The organism is Blautia massiliensis (ex Liu et al. 2021), assembly GCF_052064225.1.
In the GTDB taxonomy this organism is placed as follows: domain Bacteria; phylum Bacillota; class Clostridia; order Lachnospirales; family Lachnospiraceae; genus Blautia_A; species Blautia_A fusiformis.
This window is the reverse complement of the sequence record NZ_JBQHWA010000008.1, coordinates 19018-36244: the sequence shown is the minus strand read 5'-3', so window position 1 is coordinate 36244 and position 17227 is coordinate 19018. Positions and strand designations below refer to the sequence as shown.

General features: G+C 45.6%; 15 protein-coding genes and 1 pseudogene. 3 read left to right on the top strand and 13 right to left on the bottom strand.

Annotated features, from left to right (window positions below; genetic code table 11):
- Window positions 1–15 precede the first annotated feature (15 nt).
- Both ACTNDQ_RS04505 and ACTNDQ_RS04500 read right to left on the bottom strand, forming a co-directional pair.
- Window positions 16–717 (bottom strand): DNA alkylation repair protein, encoded by a 702-nt coding sequence (locus tag ACTNDQ_RS04505; RefSeq protein WP_288787042.1) that lies wholly within the window; start codon window positions 715–717, stop codon window positions 16–18.
- A complete protein-coding gene (locus tag ACTNDQ_RS04500; protein WP_331476873.1) occupies window positions 714–2030 on the bottom strand; it encodes a Na+/H+ antiporter NhaC family protein in 1317 nt (438 codons plus the stop codon). The genes ACTNDQ_RS04505 and ACTNDQ_RS04500 overlap by 4 nt, the downstream gene beginning before the upstream one ends.
- Window positions 2031–2344: 314 nt before the next feature.
- On the opposite strand from ACTNDQ_RS04500, the gene ACTNDQ_RS04495 reads away from it, so the two are divergent.
- Together ACTNDQ_RS04495 and ACTNDQ_RS04490 are read left to right on the top strand one after the other, a co-directional pair.
- On the top strand, window positions 2345–3928 hold the full coding sequence (locus tag ACTNDQ_RS04495; protein ID WP_441063897.1) for a glucose-6-phosphate isomerase: 1584 nt from the start codon (window positions 2345–2347) through the stop codon (window positions 3926–3928).
- A gap of 87 nt (window positions 3929–4015) precedes the next feature.
- Window positions 4016–4846, top strand: a complete 831-nt coding sequence (locus ACTNDQ_RS04490) for a Cof-type HAD-IIB family hydrolase (protein WP_288787038.1) — start codon at window positions 4016–4018, stop codon at window positions 4844–4846.
- Between the two features lie 96 nt (window positions 4847–4942).
- Here the strand turns inward: ACTNDQ_RS04490 and ACTNDQ_RS04485 are convergent, their stop codons facing one another.
- The 8 genes and pseudogenes from ACTNDQ_RS04485 to ACTNDQ_RS04450 form a co-directional block, all read right to left on the bottom strand.
- Complete coding sequence (locus tag ACTNDQ_RS04485) at window positions 4943–6385, bottom strand: DUF6935 domain-containing protein (RefSeq protein ID WP_161206333.1); 1443 nt, start codon at window positions 6383–6385, stop codon at window positions 4943–4945.
- Window positions 6386–6679: 294 nt separating this feature from the next.
- Window positions 6680–7936, bottom strand: coding sequence for a competence/damage-inducible protein A (locus tag ACTNDQ_RS04480; protein WP_114001595.1), 1257 nt, complete (start codon window positions 7934–7936; stop codon window positions 6680–6682).
- 31 nt (window positions 7937–7967) lie between these two features.
- The gene (pgsA, locus tag ACTNDQ_RS04475; RefSeq protein ID WP_015525184.1) at window positions 7968–8507 is read right to left on the bottom strand and encodes a CDP-diacylglycerol--glycerol-3-phosphate 3-phosphatidyltransferase; all 540 of its coding nucleotides are present in this window, start codon (window positions 8505–8507) and stop codon (window positions 7968–7970) included.
- Window positions 8491–9828 (bottom strand): 30S ribosomal protein S12 methylthiotransferase RimO, encoded by a 1338-nt coding sequence (gene rimO, locus ACTNDQ_RS04470; RefSeq protein WP_021978070.1) that lies wholly within the window; start codon window positions 9826–9828, stop codon window positions 8491–8493. The genes pgsA and rimO overlap by 17 nt, the downstream gene beginning before the upstream one ends.
- A gap of 100 nt (window positions 9829–9928) precedes the next feature.
- A pseudogene (gene rpoZ / locus ACTNDQ_RS04465) lies at window positions 9929–10183 on the bottom strand (DNA-directed RNA polymerase subunit omega); the annotation flags it as partial.
- Between the two features lie 53 nt (window positions 10184–10236).
- Window positions 10237–10857: a guanylate kinase gene (gene gmk, locus ACTNDQ_RS04460; protein WP_015525188.1), complete on the bottom strand. Its 621-nt coding sequence runs from the start codon at window positions 10855–10857 to the stop codon at window positions 10237–10239.
- Window positions 10850–11122: a DUF370 domain-containing protein gene (locus tag ACTNDQ_RS04455; protein ID WP_021978072.1), complete on the bottom strand. Its 273-nt coding sequence runs from the start codon at window positions 11120–11122 to the stop codon at window positions 10850–10852. Before ACTNDQ_RS04455 ends, gmk begins: the two co-directional genes overlap by 8 nt.
- Before the next feature lie 45 nt (window positions 11123–11167).
- Window positions 11168–12046: a YicC/YloC family endoribonuclease gene (locus ACTNDQ_RS04450; RefSeq protein WP_015525190.1), complete on the bottom strand. Its 879-nt coding sequence runs from the start codon at window positions 12044–12046 to the stop codon at window positions 11168–11170.
- Between the two features lie 149 nt (window positions 12047–12195).
- Between ACTNDQ_RS04450 and ACTNDQ_RS04445 the strand changes: the two genes are divergently transcribed.
- Complete coding sequence (locus ACTNDQ_RS04445) at window positions 12196–13947, top strand: Rqc2 family fibronectin-binding protein (protein ID WP_021652628.1); 1752 nt, start codon at window positions 12196–12198, stop codon at window positions 13945–13947.
- 178 nt (window positions 13948–14125) lie between these two features.
- On the opposite strand, the gene ACTNDQ_RS04440 is transcribed toward ACTNDQ_RS04445, so the two are convergent.
- The 3 genes from ACTNDQ_RS04440 to ACTNDQ_RS04430 all read right to left on the bottom strand — a co-directional run bounded on the left by ACTNDQ_RS04440 (window position 14126) and on the right by ACTNDQ_RS04430 (window position 17171).
- Window positions 14126–15364, bottom strand: coding sequence for an AGE family epimerase/isomerase (locus tag ACTNDQ_RS04440; protein WP_278796572.1), 1239 nt, complete (start codon window positions 15362–15364; stop codon window positions 14126–14128).
- Window positions 15365–15533: 169 nt separating this feature from the next.
- Complete coding sequence (locus ACTNDQ_RS04435) at window positions 15534–15737, bottom strand: hypothetical protein (protein WP_118063902.1); 204 nt, start codon at window positions 15735–15737, stop codon at window positions 15534–15536.
- 147 nt (window positions 15738–15884) lie between these two features.
- Window positions 15885–17171, bottom strand: a complete 1287-nt coding sequence (locus tag ACTNDQ_RS04430) for a chloride channel protein (protein ID WP_195656568.1) — start codon at window positions 17169–17171, stop codon at window positions 15885–15887.
- Window positions 17172–17227 lie beyond the last annotated feature (56 nt).

Here is a 17227-nt window from a genome sequence, read left to right as displayed (position 1 = left end):
ACCCTTACCTGCTGTTTATTTCTTTATCCGCAGTGTCCTGAGATGATCCTTCTGTTCCTGTGTGATCCGGTAGCTTTCAATGGATTTCTGGATCGTCTTGTTATGAGTCCAGATGTCCATTCTCCGTTCTTCCAAAAATGGCAGGATCTTCTCATACTGTTTTGCCAGTGCTGTTGCAAAATACCAGGCCCGCATCATATTTACATAATATTCTTCCGAGCGGATGGATGCCACTTTCTCAGCATATTCCGGTTTAAATTCTTCATCCAGATAATGACGCATCAGCATACTGATCCCGAACCGGATGGTATAAGGCTTATCCGACTCCATCCAGCGATAAATCTCCCGGATAAATATATCACGGTGTTTTTTCATCATATGGAGCGCCAGCAGATCACAGGTCGCCCAGTTATCAATATACGGAAGAAAACGCTCCAGTTCTTTCAGACATTTATCATAATCTCTGATCTGCTCGATCAGCAGGCCATGGAGATTATTTTCCTCATAATACTGATGAGGAAGAACCTTCAGGAACATTTCGGATCTTTCTGTTTTTCCAAATTCTTTTGCAAATTTCCGGAGTATCGGTGTCCGGATACCGATGATCTTTTCTTTCTCCACAGTCGGAACCAGCCTTGCATGAAAATCCCGATATCCTGTATCCTGCATTTCAAACAGTCTTTTCCGGACATCCCGGATCATCTCTTCCTGATTCATTTATCATCCCCGCCTTTTATACCAAAGATCGCGATCAGAGAACTCACAAGCAGAAGCATGGGGTAAAACAGTTTCGGCATGATCTGAAAAGCAGAAAGCTCAAATCCCAGTTCCTTTGCCGCAGAAATGGCAACCAGCATCTGGGCTCCATATGGAATCACCCCCTGGAAAATACAGGAAAATGTATCCAGGATAGAAGCTGTCTTTCTGGAAGTGATCTTATATTCCAGCGCCATTTCCTTTGCAATGGGGTTGGCCATAACAATGGCCACCGTATTATTGGCTGTTGCGATATCCATAGTTCCAACCAGAAGTCCCATACCAAGAAGTCCGCCTTTTTTCCCTTTAAAAACTCTCTGTATTCCGGAAAGCAGTGCTTCAAAGCCTCCATGCTCCCGGATCAGCGCACACATAGCTGCTACAAGGATAGCCACCATACAGGTCTCGAACATTCCGGAAACACCGGATCCGATATTGGTCAGAAGCTCCACCGGTGTGATATGTCCTCCAAGAAGCATGATAAATGCGCCGGAGATAATTCCGATCAGAAGTACCACAAATACATTGATGCCGATGATCCCGCCGATCAGCACCAGAACATATGGAAAGATCTGTATAAGATGGTAATCCTGTACCACTCTTCCCTGGATCTCTGTCTGAAAAGACAGGATAAGGATCAGGATCAGTGTAACAACAGCTGCCGGAAATGCGATCCAGAAATTTTCCCGGAATTTATCTTTCATCTGACAGCCCTGACCGTTGCAGGCTGCGATCGTGGTATCAGAAATAAAAGAAAGATTGTCACCAAACATGGCTCCTCCCATCACCGATGCCACACAAAATGCCATATCAAAACCGGAAGCTTTGGAAACCGCTACCGCAATAGGGGTAAGAAGCGTGATCGTCCCAACGGAAGTTCCCATAGCCACAGATACGAAGCAGGCAACTACAAACAATACCGCAACGGAAAAACGTGCCGGTATCAGAGAAAGCATACAGTAGGCCACACTTTCTGCACTGCTGCGCCCCACAACACCCACAAAAGAGCCTGCGGTCAGAAAGATCAGAAGCATGGTGATGATATTTTTATCTCCTACTCCTTTTGCCATAAGCTCCAGCTTTCTGTCAAAGCTGATCGTTCTGTTCTGAACACATGCCACCAGGATCGCAGACAGAAAAGCCACAACGATCGGTACATTATAAAATCCCATAGGGATCTTCATCACATACTCAAACAAAATCCCCAGTCCCAGATACAGGACCAGAAAAACACCGATAGGCAGCAGTGCGATCACATTTCCTTTTTTGTTCATTTCCTCCATAAAACAATTCCCTTCATCACTTATTATTTTCCCGGCTTTTTTCTCCGGGTGATCTGTTTTCTATCATATCATATTTCCCCATTCCTGTCCTGCTGCTGACGGAAACTTCTTCATATTTCCGTCACGATCCTGTTATCTCTGATATTTTTTACCTTATTTAACAAGATTTTCACCAATTAAATCGTTCCTTCCGTTGAAATCCAGAGCTTTTTTCAGTATAATTGGCTGTAGACAATTGTGAAAAAGATATCCGAAGGATTTATGTTGATATCTCTGATCACAGTCATTAAAGGAGGAATATGATTATGGCAACATGGAAAAATCTGGACACTCTTGCTTCTTACAGCAAACTTAACAGTCTGAAAGATCACGTGAACATTGCAGAAGCAATGTCCGGCGAGCAGGGTGCAGAACGTGTAAAGAAGTACAGCGTACCGATGGCAGCAGGTCTGGCTTACAATTACGCAGCTAAGGAAGTGGACGAGACCGTTCTTGACGCACTTTCCAAACTGGCTGATGAGGCAGAACTGATCGAAAAATTCCAGGAATTATATAACGGCGCAGTGATCAACACAGGCGAGAAACGTATGGTCCTTCATCATCTTGCACGTACACAGCTTGGCGAGCCTGTTGTTGTTGACGGTGTGGACAAGCGAGAATTCTATGTAGCTCAGCAGAAGAAAGCTGCAGATTTTGCAAACAAAGTACATGCCGGCGAGATCACAAATGAAGCCGGTGAGAAATTCACTACGGTTGTACAGATCGGTATCGGCGGAAGTGACCTGGGACCGCGTGCATTATATATCGCACTTGAGAACTGGGCAAAGGCAAACAACACCTTCAAGATGGAAGCAAAATTCATCAGCAACGTTGACCCGGATGATGCAGCTGCTGTTCTTGCATCTGTAGATCTTGCTCACTCTCTTTTCATCGTTGTATCCAAATCCGGTACAACACTTGAAACTCTGACAAATGAGGCATTCGTAAAAGACGCCCTTACAAAAGCGGGCCTGAACCCATCCAGACATATGCTTGCTGTAACCAGTGAGACCTCTCCTCTTGCAAAGAGTGATGAGTACCTTATCGCTATTTTCATGGACGACTATATCGGCGGACGTTACTCTTCCGTTTCCGGCGTAGGCGGAGCGATCCTTTCCCTTGCATTCGGACCGGAAGTATTCGCAGACATCCTTGACGGAGCTGCCGAGGAGGATAAGCTTGCAACAAATAAGAACATTCTTGAGAACCCGGATATGCTGGATGCCCTGATCGGCGTTTATGAGAGAAATGTACAGGGTTATCCTTCTACTGCAGTTTTACCATACTCACAGGCATTAAGCCGCTTCCCTGCTCATCTTCAGCAGTGTGATATGGAGTCTAACGGTAAATCTGTAAACCGCTTTGGTGAGCCGGTGGATTATGTGACCGGACCGGTGATCTTTGGTGAGCCAGGAACCAACGGACAGCACTCCTTCTACCAGCTTCTGCATCAGGGAACCAATATTGTTCCGCTTCAGTTCATCGGCTTTAAGAAGAGCCAGCTTAGTGTTGATGTTGATATCGAGAACAGCACAAGCCAGCAGAAGCTCTGTGCAAACGTTGCAGCACAGATCGTTGCCTTTGCATGCGGAAAAGAAGATGAGAACCTGAACAAAAACTTCAAGGGCGGACGTCCTTCCAGTATCATTGTTGGTGAGGAACTTACACCGAAGTCTCTGGGTGCGCTTCTTGCACACTTTGAGAACAAGATCATGTTCCAGGGCTTTGTATGGAACCTGAACAGCTTTGACCAGGAGGGTGTACAGCTTGGTAAGGTTCTTGCAAAACGTGTTCTCGCTCATGATACAGACGGAGCACTGAAAGTTTACAGTGATCTTCTTGATATCTGATAAACAGATAGGTACCGTCCCGGAAAATGTTTTTTCGGGACGGTTTTTCTGTATATGTGACCTTAACCGGGAAAGGAAATCTTAAATATGCAGCAGATAAAAATGATCGGTCTTGATCTGGACGGAACTCTTCTGAATACAAAAAAAGAACTCACAGAAAATACCAGGCGCGTTCTCAGGGAAGCTATTGATGCAGGTATCCTTGTTCTGATGGCTACCGGCCGGCCATATACCGGCATTCCCGCGGAACTGAGAAATTTTCCGGGAATTCACTATGCTCTCACCTCCAACGGAGCCAGAGTCCTTGATACAGACCATAATAAACTTCTTATCGAGCAGCTTCTTCCCATGGAAAGTGCAAAAAAAGCTCTCCGTATCTTTGAAAAATATGATACTTTAAGTGAGATCTATTTTGACGGTCAGGGATATGCAGACGCTGCCAAGCTTGATAATGTAGGAAAATACCATCACGACCCTAATATGTGGAATTATGTCCGTACTACCCGTATCGCGGTTCCGGACATCCAGGATGTCATTACAAAAGAAAACAAAAGCATGGATAAAGTCCAGGCGCTTTTTGCAGACATGGAGGAACGCGCCGCCGCCTGGAAGGAATTAAGTGAACTTAAGGAGCTGGAGCTTGTAGGCTCCTTAAGCTACAATATTGAGATCAACGCCGCCGGTGTCAACAAAGGAACCGCTCTTGTTGCTCTTGGCGAAATGCTGGGAATCCCAAGGGAATCCATTATGGCATGCGGAGACGGTGACAACGATGTCCATCTTCTCCGGGAAGTCGGGTTTGGCGTAGCCATGGCCAATGCACAGCCCCAGGTAAAAAAAGCAGCCGATTATATTACTGCTTCCAATGACGAAGACGGTGTAGCACGCGCCATTGAAAAGTTTGCGCTGCACCGATGAGATATTCTATTATGTATGCCAAAAAGGAACCGACAGTTTTTACGCTGTCGGTTCCTTTTTTAGAATGGGATTGAATAGCGGTACATTCACATTCGATCAATATTCATAGTTTCCTGCCGGCTGTTTGATCCTGGTAAGAAGATCATGCCAGGACTGATCCCAGATATACCATTTTCCGGTTTTGGAGTGCTTATATGTACAGATCCATCTGGAACTGTCGCTGCCTGCAAAATCAGTAAATGATCTGTAGATCGCAGGAGTGGTCTGAGTCGGTTCAAAATACGGGATATCTTCACTGATGGAATTTCCCTTACCCGGAAGTGTGTCCTGTCTTAACGTAATGGAAATCGGTTTAGACGGAGTATAATTGTTGGCCGGAGTTGCTCCGTTCAGGTAAGAATTACCAAGATACTTATATCCGTTATCCGCTTTCATACGATCCCTCAAAAAGTTTTTGTAATACTGAGTCATCTCTTTATTATTGAGATAAGAAATCATCTCCTCGCAGTCCGTCGGATTGGTCGGTGTCCAGGTACGATATGCAAGAATCAGCAGAGCCATGGTCTTATAGCGTCCGTCTGCCGTTGTGATATCATACTGTTTCAGTTCCTCTGCATTGGTCGGGATCGTGGTAAAGGTGTAAGTATAGGTATTTATCGTTACATTAATGACTTCCTTCTGTCCTTTATCATTGGTGATCTCTTTTTTTGCAGATTTAGTTCCTTTTGTAAGAACCGGCTCCACCTGTTTCTTTACTGTCTGTGTCACGTGGACAGTACAGCTGCCTCGCCAGGTACTCTTATCCCGGACCTGGATCTTTGTTGTTCCCACATTCACTGCCGTTACTTTGCCTTTACTGTCTACAGTTGCAACAGATGTATCATCACTGGTCCATACAAGAATCTCTTTATAATTCTTTACCTGAAGCTGTCTCACATCACCTTTATTCATATTTAAGGTGGTGGCACTTAAAGATGGTTTCGGCACCGGTGTAGGTGTCGGCTTCGGTTTCTGCGCTGCTTTTACTGTAACCTTACAGTTAAATTTCTTCGTATTTGCCTTCGCTGTGATCACTGCTGTTCCTTTTTTCACTGCGGTGATCTTTCCTTTGGAATCCACACGTGCGATTTTCGGATTGGAAGAAGAATATTTCACCTTCACAGTTGTTCCTGTCAATTTAATGGCACTGGATTTCTTTTCTGTTAATGTCAGCGATGTCCTGCTGAGCTTCGGTGTTTCTACCTTTACAACACATTTATATGTTTTTTTGCTTACCTTTGCATAGATCGTTGCGGAACCTTTATTTTTTGCAACCACCTGGCCTTTGCTGTTAACGGTCGCAACGCTCTTTTTGGAAGATCTCCAGGCAACCTTCTGCTTGGTCCCGGTAACCTTAAGTGTTGTCTTCTCACCTTTTAAAAGAGTTACTTTTGTTCTGTTCAGTTTTGGTGCGGCGCTGACCGTCACACTTCCAAATGCCATCGTAAAAATAAGGCTGATCAGCAGCACAAAACACAACAGATTTTTTTTCTTTTTCATTCTGATTTCCCCCTTTCCGGTAAAACGTATATTTACGTCATATATTGCTTTAATCACATTTTAGAGGAAATCCCTTATAAAAACACTAGCACTTATGATAGTATCCTTGTAAATATGATCGTTTATATTCTTTCATCGCCCATACCGGGGCTTATTGTCAGGAAACAAAAATAAAACAGGACTGATTTTTGATACAGATACTTGAAATCAAAAGTTTCATCTGTTTAAAAATCAGTCCTGTTTTATAAAAAATATCATGGTTGATCCGTAATAGCAGGCAGATCAAGGCATTCGCTATCTGCTCATAATGATACAGTCACGTAACATCGCCAGTGCATGCGCTGTAGTCTGCTCGCGGACCCGCATGCGATTTCCTGTAAAGTGGAACTCTTTGGCAATAGCCTTGCCCTTATAGCAGCAGCCCATAAATACAGTACCAACCGGAGTTTCCTTTGTTCCGCCTCCCGGTCCTGCCAGACCCGTCACGGAAATACTGATGTCTGCTCCGGATGCTTTGCAGGCGCCCTTTGCCATTTCTCTGGCACATTTGGCGGAAACTGCCCCCTGCTCCTTCAGAGTACGCTTCTTCACTCCCAGACATTTATGCTTGGCCTTGTTACTGTAAGTCACAAAGCCATAGCCAAACACCTCAGACGCACCGGATACATTGACAATGCGCTGGGCGATCATACCGCCGGTAAGCGATTCCGCCAGGGAAAGCTTCAAATCTTTCTCTTTCAGAAGATCGATCACCGCTTCCTCCAGTGTCTTGCTCTCATCTGTGGCGAAAACATTCTCTCCAAAACGCTTCTTTAGCTCCTTGACAACCGGTTTGATCAGCTTTCTGCAGGCCTTTTCATTCTCTGCGCTTGCTGTCACACGAAGATGCACTTCACCGGTTTTTGCATAAGGTGCAATGGTAGGATTGGTCTGGCTTTCGATCAGATCCTGGATTTCCTCTGCTACCTGACTCTCACCGATCCCGCTGATCTTTACCATCTGGGACACAATGATCTCCGGCTGGTTTTTCTGCAGATACGGGACAACATACTCCTCGAACATGGGCTTCAGCTCATTGGGAGGTCCAGGAAGAAGGATCGCGGTTTTTCCTTTTTTCTCAAGGATCAGTCCCGGAGCAGTTCCGTTATGATTGTCAAGAACAATGGCTCCCTCAGGAACCATGGCCTGTTTATAGTTGTTCTTCGTGATACGTCTCTGAGGATTGTTTTTCTCATATTCCTTCAGATATTTATCGATCAGTTTCCTTGAGTGGGAATCTTCCTTAAGAGGCATTCCCATCAGATCCGCAGTTACTTCCTTGGTGATATCATCCTCTGTTGGTCCAAGACCTCCGGTGAGGATCACAACATCGGAACGATCCAGTGCAGTACGGATCACGTCACGCATACGGCCTTCATTATCACCTACTACATCCTGATAGTAAACACTTAACCCAAGCAGGGCGCATTTTTCAGAAAGATAGGCGCTGTTGGTATTTACGATATTTCCTAGAAGGATCTCGGTTCCTACGGATATCAGTTCTGTGATCATGAAAAGAAACTCCTTTCGTATACTCTGATCCCTACTCCTGCATGGAAAGGACCTTTCTGTTCTGCATGATATAAGTCAGCAGGGAGATAATGGTCAGTGCAACGGACAGCCAGATAAATATCTGTGTCAGCACTGCAAAAACACCTCCGAAATCCAGCATCAGAAGTATGATCATGATCATCTGGGAAACGGTTTTGAATTTTCCCCAGTAGTTTGCGGCAATGACAATTCCGTTCTCCGCTGCGATCAGACGGAAACCACTGATGATAAATTCCCGTCCGATGATAATGATCACAACCCATGCCGGAAGCTTGTCAACCTCGATCATGCAGATCATGGCAGAGCATACCAGAAGCTTGTCTGCCAGCGGATCCATAAATTTTCCAAAATTAGTTATCAGGTTATATTTTCTGGCAAGATGACCGTCAAACCAGTCTGTCACACTTGCTGCGACAAAAATCGCAAGACAGATCCAGCGGTTTGCTTCTCCTCCCCAGCCTGTCAGTAAGAAAACTACAAGAAATGGTACAAGTATCATTCTTGCAACTGTAAGTTTATTCGGTGTATTCATCGCTCAGCACTCCTATCAAATCATACTCAAGCGCACCTGTCACACGTACCTTTGCAAAATCACCTGTCATAAGCAGTTCGCCTGTCTGAACGAAAATGTATCCGTCAACCTTCGGCGCATCCCCGTAGGTACGTCCGATATAGGCACTTTCATCTGCAACTTTTCCTTCGATCATAACAAGAAGTTCCTGTCCGATACGGTCCTGACCTCTGTCATAAGAAATCTCCTGCTGAAGCTCCATCAGCTCGTCTCTGCGTTCTTCCTTCACTTCTTCCGGAACCTGGTCTGCCATCTCTGCTGCCGGGGTATTCTCCTCCGGAGAGTAAGTGAAGACACCGAGACGGTCAAATTCCATCTCATCTACGAACTCCTTCAGTTCTTCATGGTCTTCCTCCGTCTCACCCGGAAATCCGGTGATCAGAGTTGTACGCAGTACGATATCCGGAATCTCCTTACGGAGCTTTCCGACAATATCGATCAGTTCCTGTTTGGAAGTACGGCGACCCATTCTTTTAAGAATTCGGTCCGATGCGTGCTGGATCGGAATATCCAGATAATGACAGATCTTCTTCTCATCACGAATGGTTTCGATCAGTTCATCGTAAATCTCCTCCGGATAACAGTAAAGGATGCGGATCCAACGGATACCTCTGATCTCACAGAGCTTCTTTAAAAGAATGTGAAGAGATTTTTTGCCGTAAAGATCCTTTCCGTAAACGGTGGTCTCCTGTGCTACCAGGATCAGCTCTTTCACTCCCTGTTCAGCCATATCCTCTGCCTGGGCAATGAGGCGCTCCATTGGGACGCTTCGAAATTTACCTCTGAGCTTCGGGATGATGCAGTAGGTACAGTGCTTGTCGCAGCCTTCCGCGATCTTCAGGTAGCCGAAATGTCCACCTGTTGTAAGGACACGTTTGCTTCCTGTATCCGGCAGATAATCAATATCACGGAATTCTTCGAAATGATTTCCGGCTACTGCTTCCTCCAGAGCCTTTACAATGTCGCCGTAGGATGTAGTTCCAAGAACAGCATCGACCTCCGGAACCTCCTCAATGATCTCTTTCTGGTATCGCTGTGCCATACAGCCGGTAACGATCAGTGCATGGCAGCTTCCTGTTTTTTTGTACTCTGCCATTTCAAGAATGGTTTCCACACTCTCTTCCTTGGCATCCTTGATAAAACAGCAGGTATTGATTACGATAGCATCTGCCTGTGTTTCATCGTCTGTGATCTCATGACCTCCGGCTGTAAGAAGTCCCAGCATTTCCTCAGAATCCGCCAGGTTCTTGTCACAGCCAAGAGAGATGAATAATATTTTCATAAAATTACTCCGCTTCTGTCTGAGCTGCTTCTGCAGTCTCAGTGCCCTCTGCGGTCTCGCCCTCTGCTGCCTCAAGAGCCTCCTTCTCAGCTTCAAGAGCCTCCAGCTCTTCCTCTTCCTCCTGTCCGGGAAGAATCTTTACTTTGCCCTTGTAAAGCTCATCAATGGCAACGGAAAGCGGTTTCTTTCCTGCTGCACCCGGTACAAGCGGCTCTGCTCCTGCGATCAGCTGGCGGGCACGTTTGCTTGCTGCAAGTACAAGAGAATAACGGCTGTTCAGCACGAGAGCCTCATCGTCGTCCTCGTTGTTTGTGTTGATAGCCTCAATTAATTCTGAATAAGATGGATGTATCATATCTTTTCTCCCTTCTGTAACGGCAGGGCCGTATTTAACTTGTTAATTGGTATTTATAAAAAAGCTTCCGCTTCTTTCTGGATCCTGGATACAAAATCATGATTCCTGGATGTACGCATGCGCTCACACCGGATGGTCTCATGAAGTGTATCAACACATTCCTCCAGATCATCATTGATCAGGAGATAATCATATTTATCCATTCCTCTGGATTCTTCAACCGCTCTTCTGAGACGCCCGTTGATCACATCCAGAGTTTCTGTTCCGCGACCTACCAGACGGTTCTTAAGCTCCTCCATAGACGGCGGACATACAAATACCAGCAGTGTATCCGGAAACTTCTCACGGATCTTCATGGCACCCTGGATCTCGATCTCAAGGATCACATCTTTCCCTGCGGAAAGCTGCTCCTCTACATATTTGCGGGGTGTGCCATAATAATTCTCCACATACTGTGCATACTCGATCAGTCCGTCTTCCCGGATCAGCTGTTCAAATTCTTCTTTTGTGCGGAAGAAATAAGCCTCTCCGTCCTTCTCACCCGGTCTTGGATTTCTGGTAGTAACAGAAACAGATAATGCATAATTGTCATATTTTTCCATCAGCCGTTTCATGACAGTACCTTTTCCGGAACCGGAAAAGCCCGAAACAACAACTAAAATTCCCTTACTCATTTCCTTCCTCCCTCGTTTCCTCTCCATACGCTTCCGAAAATCTCCTGGCAATGGTTTCCGGCTGCAGAGCGGAAAGGACAAGATAATCATCGGAAGTAACGATCACTGCTTTTGTTTTTCTTCCCTGTGTGGCATCGATCAGAGTTCGGGTTCCCTTGACACTCTGTATCATGCGCTTTACAGGAGCGGCATCCGGACTTACCACAGCCACGATCTTGCGTGAATTGACAACATTTCCAAAGCCTACATTAATAAGTTTCGCCATTTACGCTCTCCCTTTCTGTCTGTGTACAGCCTGTTTCCTGCCCGGTTACTCGATATTCTGGATCTGCTCACGGATCTTCTCGATCTCTGTCTTCAGATCGATGGCCGCGTTGGATACAATAAGATCATTGGATTTAGACAGGATAGTGTTCGCCTCACGGTTCATCTCCTGTGCCATGAAATCCATCTTACGTCCCACGCCCTCGTTCTCATCCAGGATCTTTCTCATTCCGTGGATGTGGCTTCGAAGACGTACCGTCTCCTCATCATTGCAGATCTTATCTGAAAAAAGTATCACCTCTGCGGCGATCCTGGAATCATCGATCTGGTTATCTTCAAGTAGCTCGTGCATCTTGGCTTCCAGTTTCTCCCGATAAGCCTTCACTACTTCCGGAGAACGTTTTTCCACTACATCGACCTTTGCTTCCAGTCCGTCCAGCTTCCCAAGAAGATCCTGTTTCAGATTAGCACCCTCACGCTGGCGGGTCTCCACAAATTTCCGGCAGGCCTCATGAAGCGGACCCTCCAGAAAATTCCAGAGCTCTTCCTCATCCGGAGCCTGCTCTTCCATTGTAAACACATCCGGATATCTGGAAAGTGTGGAAACACGGATATCATTCTCGATCCCCAGTTCCTCACTCATCTGGTTCAGATAGCCCAGATATTCCTTTGCCAGCTCTGCATTGTATTTCAGAGCCATTCCGCCCATTGTATAGTCTTCATAGGTGATGAACACATCGACTTTGCCGCGGCGGATATAAGTCTTCATCACATTTCGGATCTCTCCCTCAAAATAGCTGAGTCTTTTCGGCATTTTGATGTTCAGATCCAGATATCTGTGATTGACGGATTTCAGTTCAACAGAAACCTTACGCTCTCTGGAAACTGCTTCTGCCCTGCCAAAGCCGGTCATACTTTTTATCATGTTATCCTCCAATACTGCCTCTTAAGTTTATCAGCTGCTGATAAATACAGTAACTGATTGCATACGGATTTATTATAGTTCATTCCAAAACCCTAGTCAAACTCTTTTTTTACTGTTATAATGATTGATGTTGAAATGGAGGTAAAATCATGGCATTTGACGGAATTACAGTTTCTGCTCTCGTGGCAGAGATCGATGATAATTTAAAAGGCGGACGTATCAACAAGATCGCCCAGCCGGAAAACGATGAACTTTTGATCACAGGAAAGGGCGCAAACGGACAGAAACGTCTTCTCTTAAGTGCAAGCGCATCCCTTCCTCTGATCTATTTTACAGATAAGAACCGTATCAGTCCTTTAACCGCGCCGAACTTTTGCATGCTTCTCAGAAAGCACATCGGAAGCGCCCGTATCCTTGATGTGAAGCAGCCTGGAATGGAGCGCGTGGTGGAATTTGAGCTGGAGCATCTTAATGAGCTGGGGGATCCCTGCAGAAAGCGTCTGATCATGGAACTGATGGGCAAGCACAGCAACATCATCTTCTGTGACGAAAAGGGAATGATCCTGGACAGCATCAAACATGTCTCTTCTCATATGAGCTCTGTCCGTGAGGTTCTTCCCGGAAGAGAATATTTCATTCCCAATACCAGGGATAAAGAAAATCCGCTGACTGTTTCCGAGGAGGAGTTCACACAGCACATCTGTAAAAAGCCTGTGAATATTTCCAAGGCGCTTTACACTTCACTCACAGGTATGAGCCCGGTAATGGCTGAGGAGATCTGCTACCGTGCATCCATTGACGGAAGCGATGCATCGCAGTCCCTGGATGAGGCAGCCTGCACCCATCTTTATCATACCTTTCTCCGCCTTATGGAACAGATCCGGAACAGAGAGTTCACCCCAAATATTGTCTACCGCGGAGAGGAACCTGTGGAATATGGTGTCTTTCCTTATCAGCAGTTTGGCAGTGAATACCGCAGCGAAATCTTTGACAGTGTCTCTGTTATGCTGGAGACCTATTATGCTACCAAAAGTCTGCTGACACGTATCCACCAGAAATCCTCCGATCTTCGCCGTGTAGTACAGACCGCTCTGGAACGTAACCGAAAAAAATACAACATCCAGAAAAAGCAGCTGAATGATACTGCAAAAAAAGATAAATTCAAGGTCTACGGTGAACTGATCAACACCTACGGATACGGGCTTGAGGAAGGCTGCAGATCCTTTAAGGCACTGAACTATTACACCAATGAGGAGATCACTATCCCTCTTGACCCGACACTGACTCCGGCACAGAATTCCAAGAAATATTTTGATAAATACGGAAAGCTGAAGCGTACAGAGGAAGCCGTCACAGAACAGATCACAGATACGGAAAGTGAGATCTCTCATCTGGAATCTATCTCCAATGCTCTGGATATCGCCAGATCTGAAAGTGACCTTTCCCAGATCAAGGAAGAGCTCACTGAGTACGGCTATATCAAACGTCACTACACAAACAAAAAAGGCCAGAAAGCCCAGCCGAAATCTAAACCGCTCCACTACATATCCAGTGACGGTTTTGATATCTATGTGGGAAAAAACAATTTCCAGAATGATGAGCTGACTTTCAAGTTCGCAACTGGAAATGACTGGTGGTTCCATGCAAAGAAAATGGCTGGTTCCCATGTGATCGTCCGCACCAAAGACGGTGAACTTCCGGACCGTACTTTCGAAGAAGCAGGCCGCCTGGCAGCCTGGTACTCCAAAGGACACTCTGCTCCCAAGGTAGAGATCGATTATATCCAGAAAAAGCATGTGAAAAAACCTGCCGGTGCGAAACCCGGTTTCGTTGTTTATTACACCAATTATTCTCTCATGGCTTCTCCGGATATTTCGGATCTGAAAGAGGTTACGGAGTAATAACTATTCAACAAAAAACCTTCCTGTGTTTTCTTATTTCTTCAAGACCGGATACCTGTATCTCTGCAAGTATCTGTCCTGAGAAATTTTTCTGTAAACACAGGAAGGTTTTTTTTATTGAACATTCGCACTCCGCTTCGTTACATGCTCACGAACAAAAATCGCAAAACGATTTTGTTCAGATCTCCAGTTTTTTCTTCACTGCCGGTGCAATAGACGTATCTGCTTTATGATATGGGATCAGTGTAGACTGCAGTGCATGGTACAGATCGGATTTTCCGGGCCATACGGTTCCTTTCAGATGATTCTGCTCATCCAGCTGATGAAACCAGGAGCCGTTTTCGTGATCCATGACCACTTCATCCAGGTACTTCATAAACGCAGCATAATCTTTCGCATATTTCTTCTTACCGGTCACCTGATAAAGAACTGCAGAGGTATTGATCGCTTCCGCAAGAGTCCAGTGCATACGGTCATGTACCACCGGTTTGCCATTCCAATCTGTCGTGTATACAATTCCCGGTGCACCATCTGCGTTCCAGCCGTCTTTTATTGCTGTTGTGTAAAGGTTTTCTGCTGCCTGAAGATGTTTTTCCAGTTTTTCTTTCTCTTCTCCACAGTTTGCAAGCGTCCACTGTGTGATCAGCCTTGCCCATTCGATTCCATGTCCCGGTGTTGCGCCGTATGGCTTGAACGGATCATCCGGACGGTCACGGTTGCAGTCAAGATCTGCCACCCATTCCCTCGTAAAATGTTCCGGGATCCTCCAGGAGTTATCTTCTGCCCACTGGATCACATGATCAATGATCCTGCCTGCACGAATGTGATATTTTTTATCCCCGGTGACATCTCCTGCTGCCAGAAAAGCCTCTACCGTATGCATATTGGCATTTAATCCCCGGTAATCATCCAGCACAGTAAATTCCGTATTCCAGGTATCGCAGGCCAGCCCCTCCTCTTCATTCCAGAAATGTCGGTCATAAACAGCCAATGCCTCTTCAAGGAGCTCTTTCGCCCCGGGCCTTCCGGCTGTCAGTGCGGAAGATGCAGCCAGGATCACAAATGCATGGGCATAACACTGTTTATTGGGCACAATATCTCCTTCCGGTGTTACACCTGCATACCAGCCACCGTTTTTTTCATCGTGAAGCTCTCCCTTCAGACCTTTCAACGCCGCATCCGCAAGCTCTCCGCTTCCCTCATGGCCAAGCATCAGACCCAGACTGTATACATGAGCCATACGACAGGTGATCCAGGTTTCCCGGTTTCTGTCCTTCCATGGTGTTCCGTCGTCCCCCAGATAATAGGAACCTCCATTCGGTGAAGGAAACCGATGTCCGAAATTCAAAAGCTCCTCACAGGATGCTTTCAGGAATTCCCGATTTTCTTTTGTGCTGATCTCATATTTGCTGTTCATTTCAACCACCCCATCTACTTTTTTCTTTAGGATACCATTCTTTTTTGGGGATTTCAATTCCTTTGGATTCTTTTGACAGATTGACGAAAAAAGGAGAATGCCCTATATGCATTCTCCTCATATCAGATTTCTTAATTCCATTACCGTAACGGTCACAGATAGCCCTGTATTAATCTTCAAAACAGGTGATCACATAACGATCACTTTCTGTGATCACATCGGAAACATTATCTCTGTCCCAGATTGCATCACTGATGATATCTTTCAGCTTATCATCCATAACGATATTAAAATTCTCCTCGATCACCTGAAACGGGACTCCCTCATTCTCCTGTGCATACTCCATGATAAAATCAAGAATCTTCTCTTCCATACCTTAAAATCTGCCTTTCTGTAAATACTAACGTTTAATATATTACATCAGATTTCCGCAGATGTCCAGATATTTTCCAGCCATGTCCATGCGGTATTCCATAAGATATTATGCCAGTATACACACCCCTTCACATTTCGTTCTATATCAGAATCTGGTATGTCGGTTCACATATTTTGCTTTATATTTGGAGTACACAATGGTCTGATCCTTGTAAAGGCCATAATATCCCGATGCTGCATAGCTGATAGATACTGCGATCAGATAGAAGGATACTCCCTTAAATCCAAACATTTCAAAAGCGATCAGGATCGAAGTGATCGGACAGTTGGTCACACCGCAGAAAACTGCTGCCATTCCGCAGGCTGCACAGATCGACGGAGAAATTCCCATAAGATTACCCATCACACAGCCAAAGGTAGCTCCAATGCAGAAAGAAGGTACGATCTCTCCCCCGCGGAATCCTGCGCGCATAGTCAGTGCTGTAAGCACCATTTTCCAGAAAAAGGCGAAAGTATCCGCCTGTCCGTTTTCCACCGCTTTTTCAATAAGCTCCGCACCAGCGCCCATATATTCATCTGTTCTCAGAATAAAGGTGACAACAATGACCAGGCAGGCGCCTACTGCAACTCTGACATATTTATTCTTAAACCATCTGCCATAAAGTCCTGCTGCACCATTCAGCGCAATACAGAACATAATGCTGACAACTGCACAGCCCAGAGCGATCACTCCCATTTTCAGGCCAGTTTCCACAGTCAGTGCCGGAATATCCGTCACATGAAAACTTTCCGGTGTGACTCCCATTCCGGCTGCAAATCCGGAAGCGATCAATGACGCGATCATACACGGCATCAGTGCCGCATAATACATCACGCCCACACTGACCACTTCCAGCGCAAAAACTGCCGCTGCCATCGGTGTTCCAAACAATGCGGAAAACGCCGCGCTCATGCCGCACATGACAATTACATGACGGTCCTCCTCGTCCAGATGGATCCATCTTCCAAGCTGGTTGGCAATACTTCCTCCAAGCTGGATCGCTGCTCCCTCACGTCCCGCAGAACCACCGGTAAGATGAGTCAGCGCCGTTGTGATAAAGATCAGAGGCGCAGAAAGGATCGGCACATCATCTCTGGAACGCACGGTAGAAAGAACCTGATTGGTCCCTCCATCCTCTTTTCCAAGCTTCTCATACAAAAATACAATGACAAGTCCGGATAATGGCAGCAAAAAGAAAATCCATTCATGAGCCTTCCGGTAATTGGTCACTGCCTTTAACGTAAAAGAAAACAGTGTGCTGGCAGCTCCTACGATACATCCTGTAATGACAGCAAGAACCAGCCACTTGATCAGATTTGAGATATCCCGGCTGATTCTTGCACTGTAATAATATAAATGTTCCTTTAATCTTTTGTTATGATCTATCCCCATGTTCCTTCCCTTCTTTTCTTTACTGTCTGCATTATACTACATTTTTCTTCACAGTA

Bases quoted from the DNA above. Each gene is read 5' to 3' on its own strand.
- ACTNDQ_RS04505 (WP_288787042.1), bottom strand. From the start codon at position 717: ATGAATCAGGAAGAGATGATCCGGGATGTCCGGAAAAGACTGTTTGAA.
- ACTNDQ_RS04500 (WP_331476873.1), bottom strand. From the start codon at position 2,030: ATGAACAAAAAAGGAAATGTGATCGCACTGCTGCCTATCGGTGTTTTT.
- ACTNDQ_RS04495 (WP_441063897.1), top strand. From the start codon at position 2,345: ATGGCAACATGGAAAAATCTGGACACTCTTGCTTCTTACAGCAAACTT.
- ACTNDQ_RS04490 (WP_288787038.1), top strand. From the start codon at position 4,016: ATGCAGCAGATAAAAATGATCGGTCTTGATCTGGACGGAACTCTTCTG.
- ACTNDQ_RS04485 (WP_161206333.1), bottom strand. From the start codon at position 6,385: ATGAAAAAGAAAAAAAATCTGTTGTGTTTTGTGCTGCTGATCAGCCTT.
- ACTNDQ_RS04480 (WP_114001595.1), bottom strand. From the start codon at position 7,936: ATGATCACAGAACTGATATCCGTAGGAACCGAGATCCTTCTAGGAAAT.
- pgsA (WP_015525184.1), bottom strand. From the start codon at position 8,507: ATGAATACACCGAATAAACTTACAGTTGCAAGAATGATACTTGTACCA.
- rimO (WP_021978070.1), bottom strand. From the start codon at position 9,828: ATGAAAATATTATTCATCTCTCTTGGCTGTGACAAGAACCTGGCGGAT.
- gmk (WP_015525188.1), bottom strand. From the start codon at position 10,857: ATGAGTAAGGGAATTTTAGTTGTTGTTTCGGGCTTTTCCGGTTCCGGA.
- ACTNDQ_RS04455 (WP_021978072.1), bottom strand. From the start codon at position 11,122: ATGGCGAAACTTATTAATGTAGGCTTTGGAAATGTTGTCAATTCACGC.
- ACTNDQ_RS04450 (WP_015525190.1), bottom strand. From the start codon at position 12,046: ATGATAAAAAGTATGACCGGCTTTGGCAGGGCAGAAGCAGTTTCCAGA.
- ACTNDQ_RS04445 (WP_021652628.1), top strand. From the start codon at position 12,196: ATGGCATTTGACGGAATTACAGTTTCTGCTCTCGTGGCAGAGATCGAT.
- ACTNDQ_RS04440 (WP_278796572.1), bottom strand. From the start codon at position 15,364: ATGAACAGCAAATATGAGATCAGCACAAAAGAAAATCGGGAATTCCTG.
- ACTNDQ_RS04435 (WP_118063902.1), bottom strand. From the start codon at position 15,737: ATGGAAGAGAAGATTCTTGATTTTATCATGGAGTATGCACAGGAGAAT.
- ACTNDQ_RS04430 (WP_195656568.1), bottom strand. From the start codon at position 17,171: ATGGGGATAGATCATAACAAAAGATTAAAGGAACATTTATATTATTAC.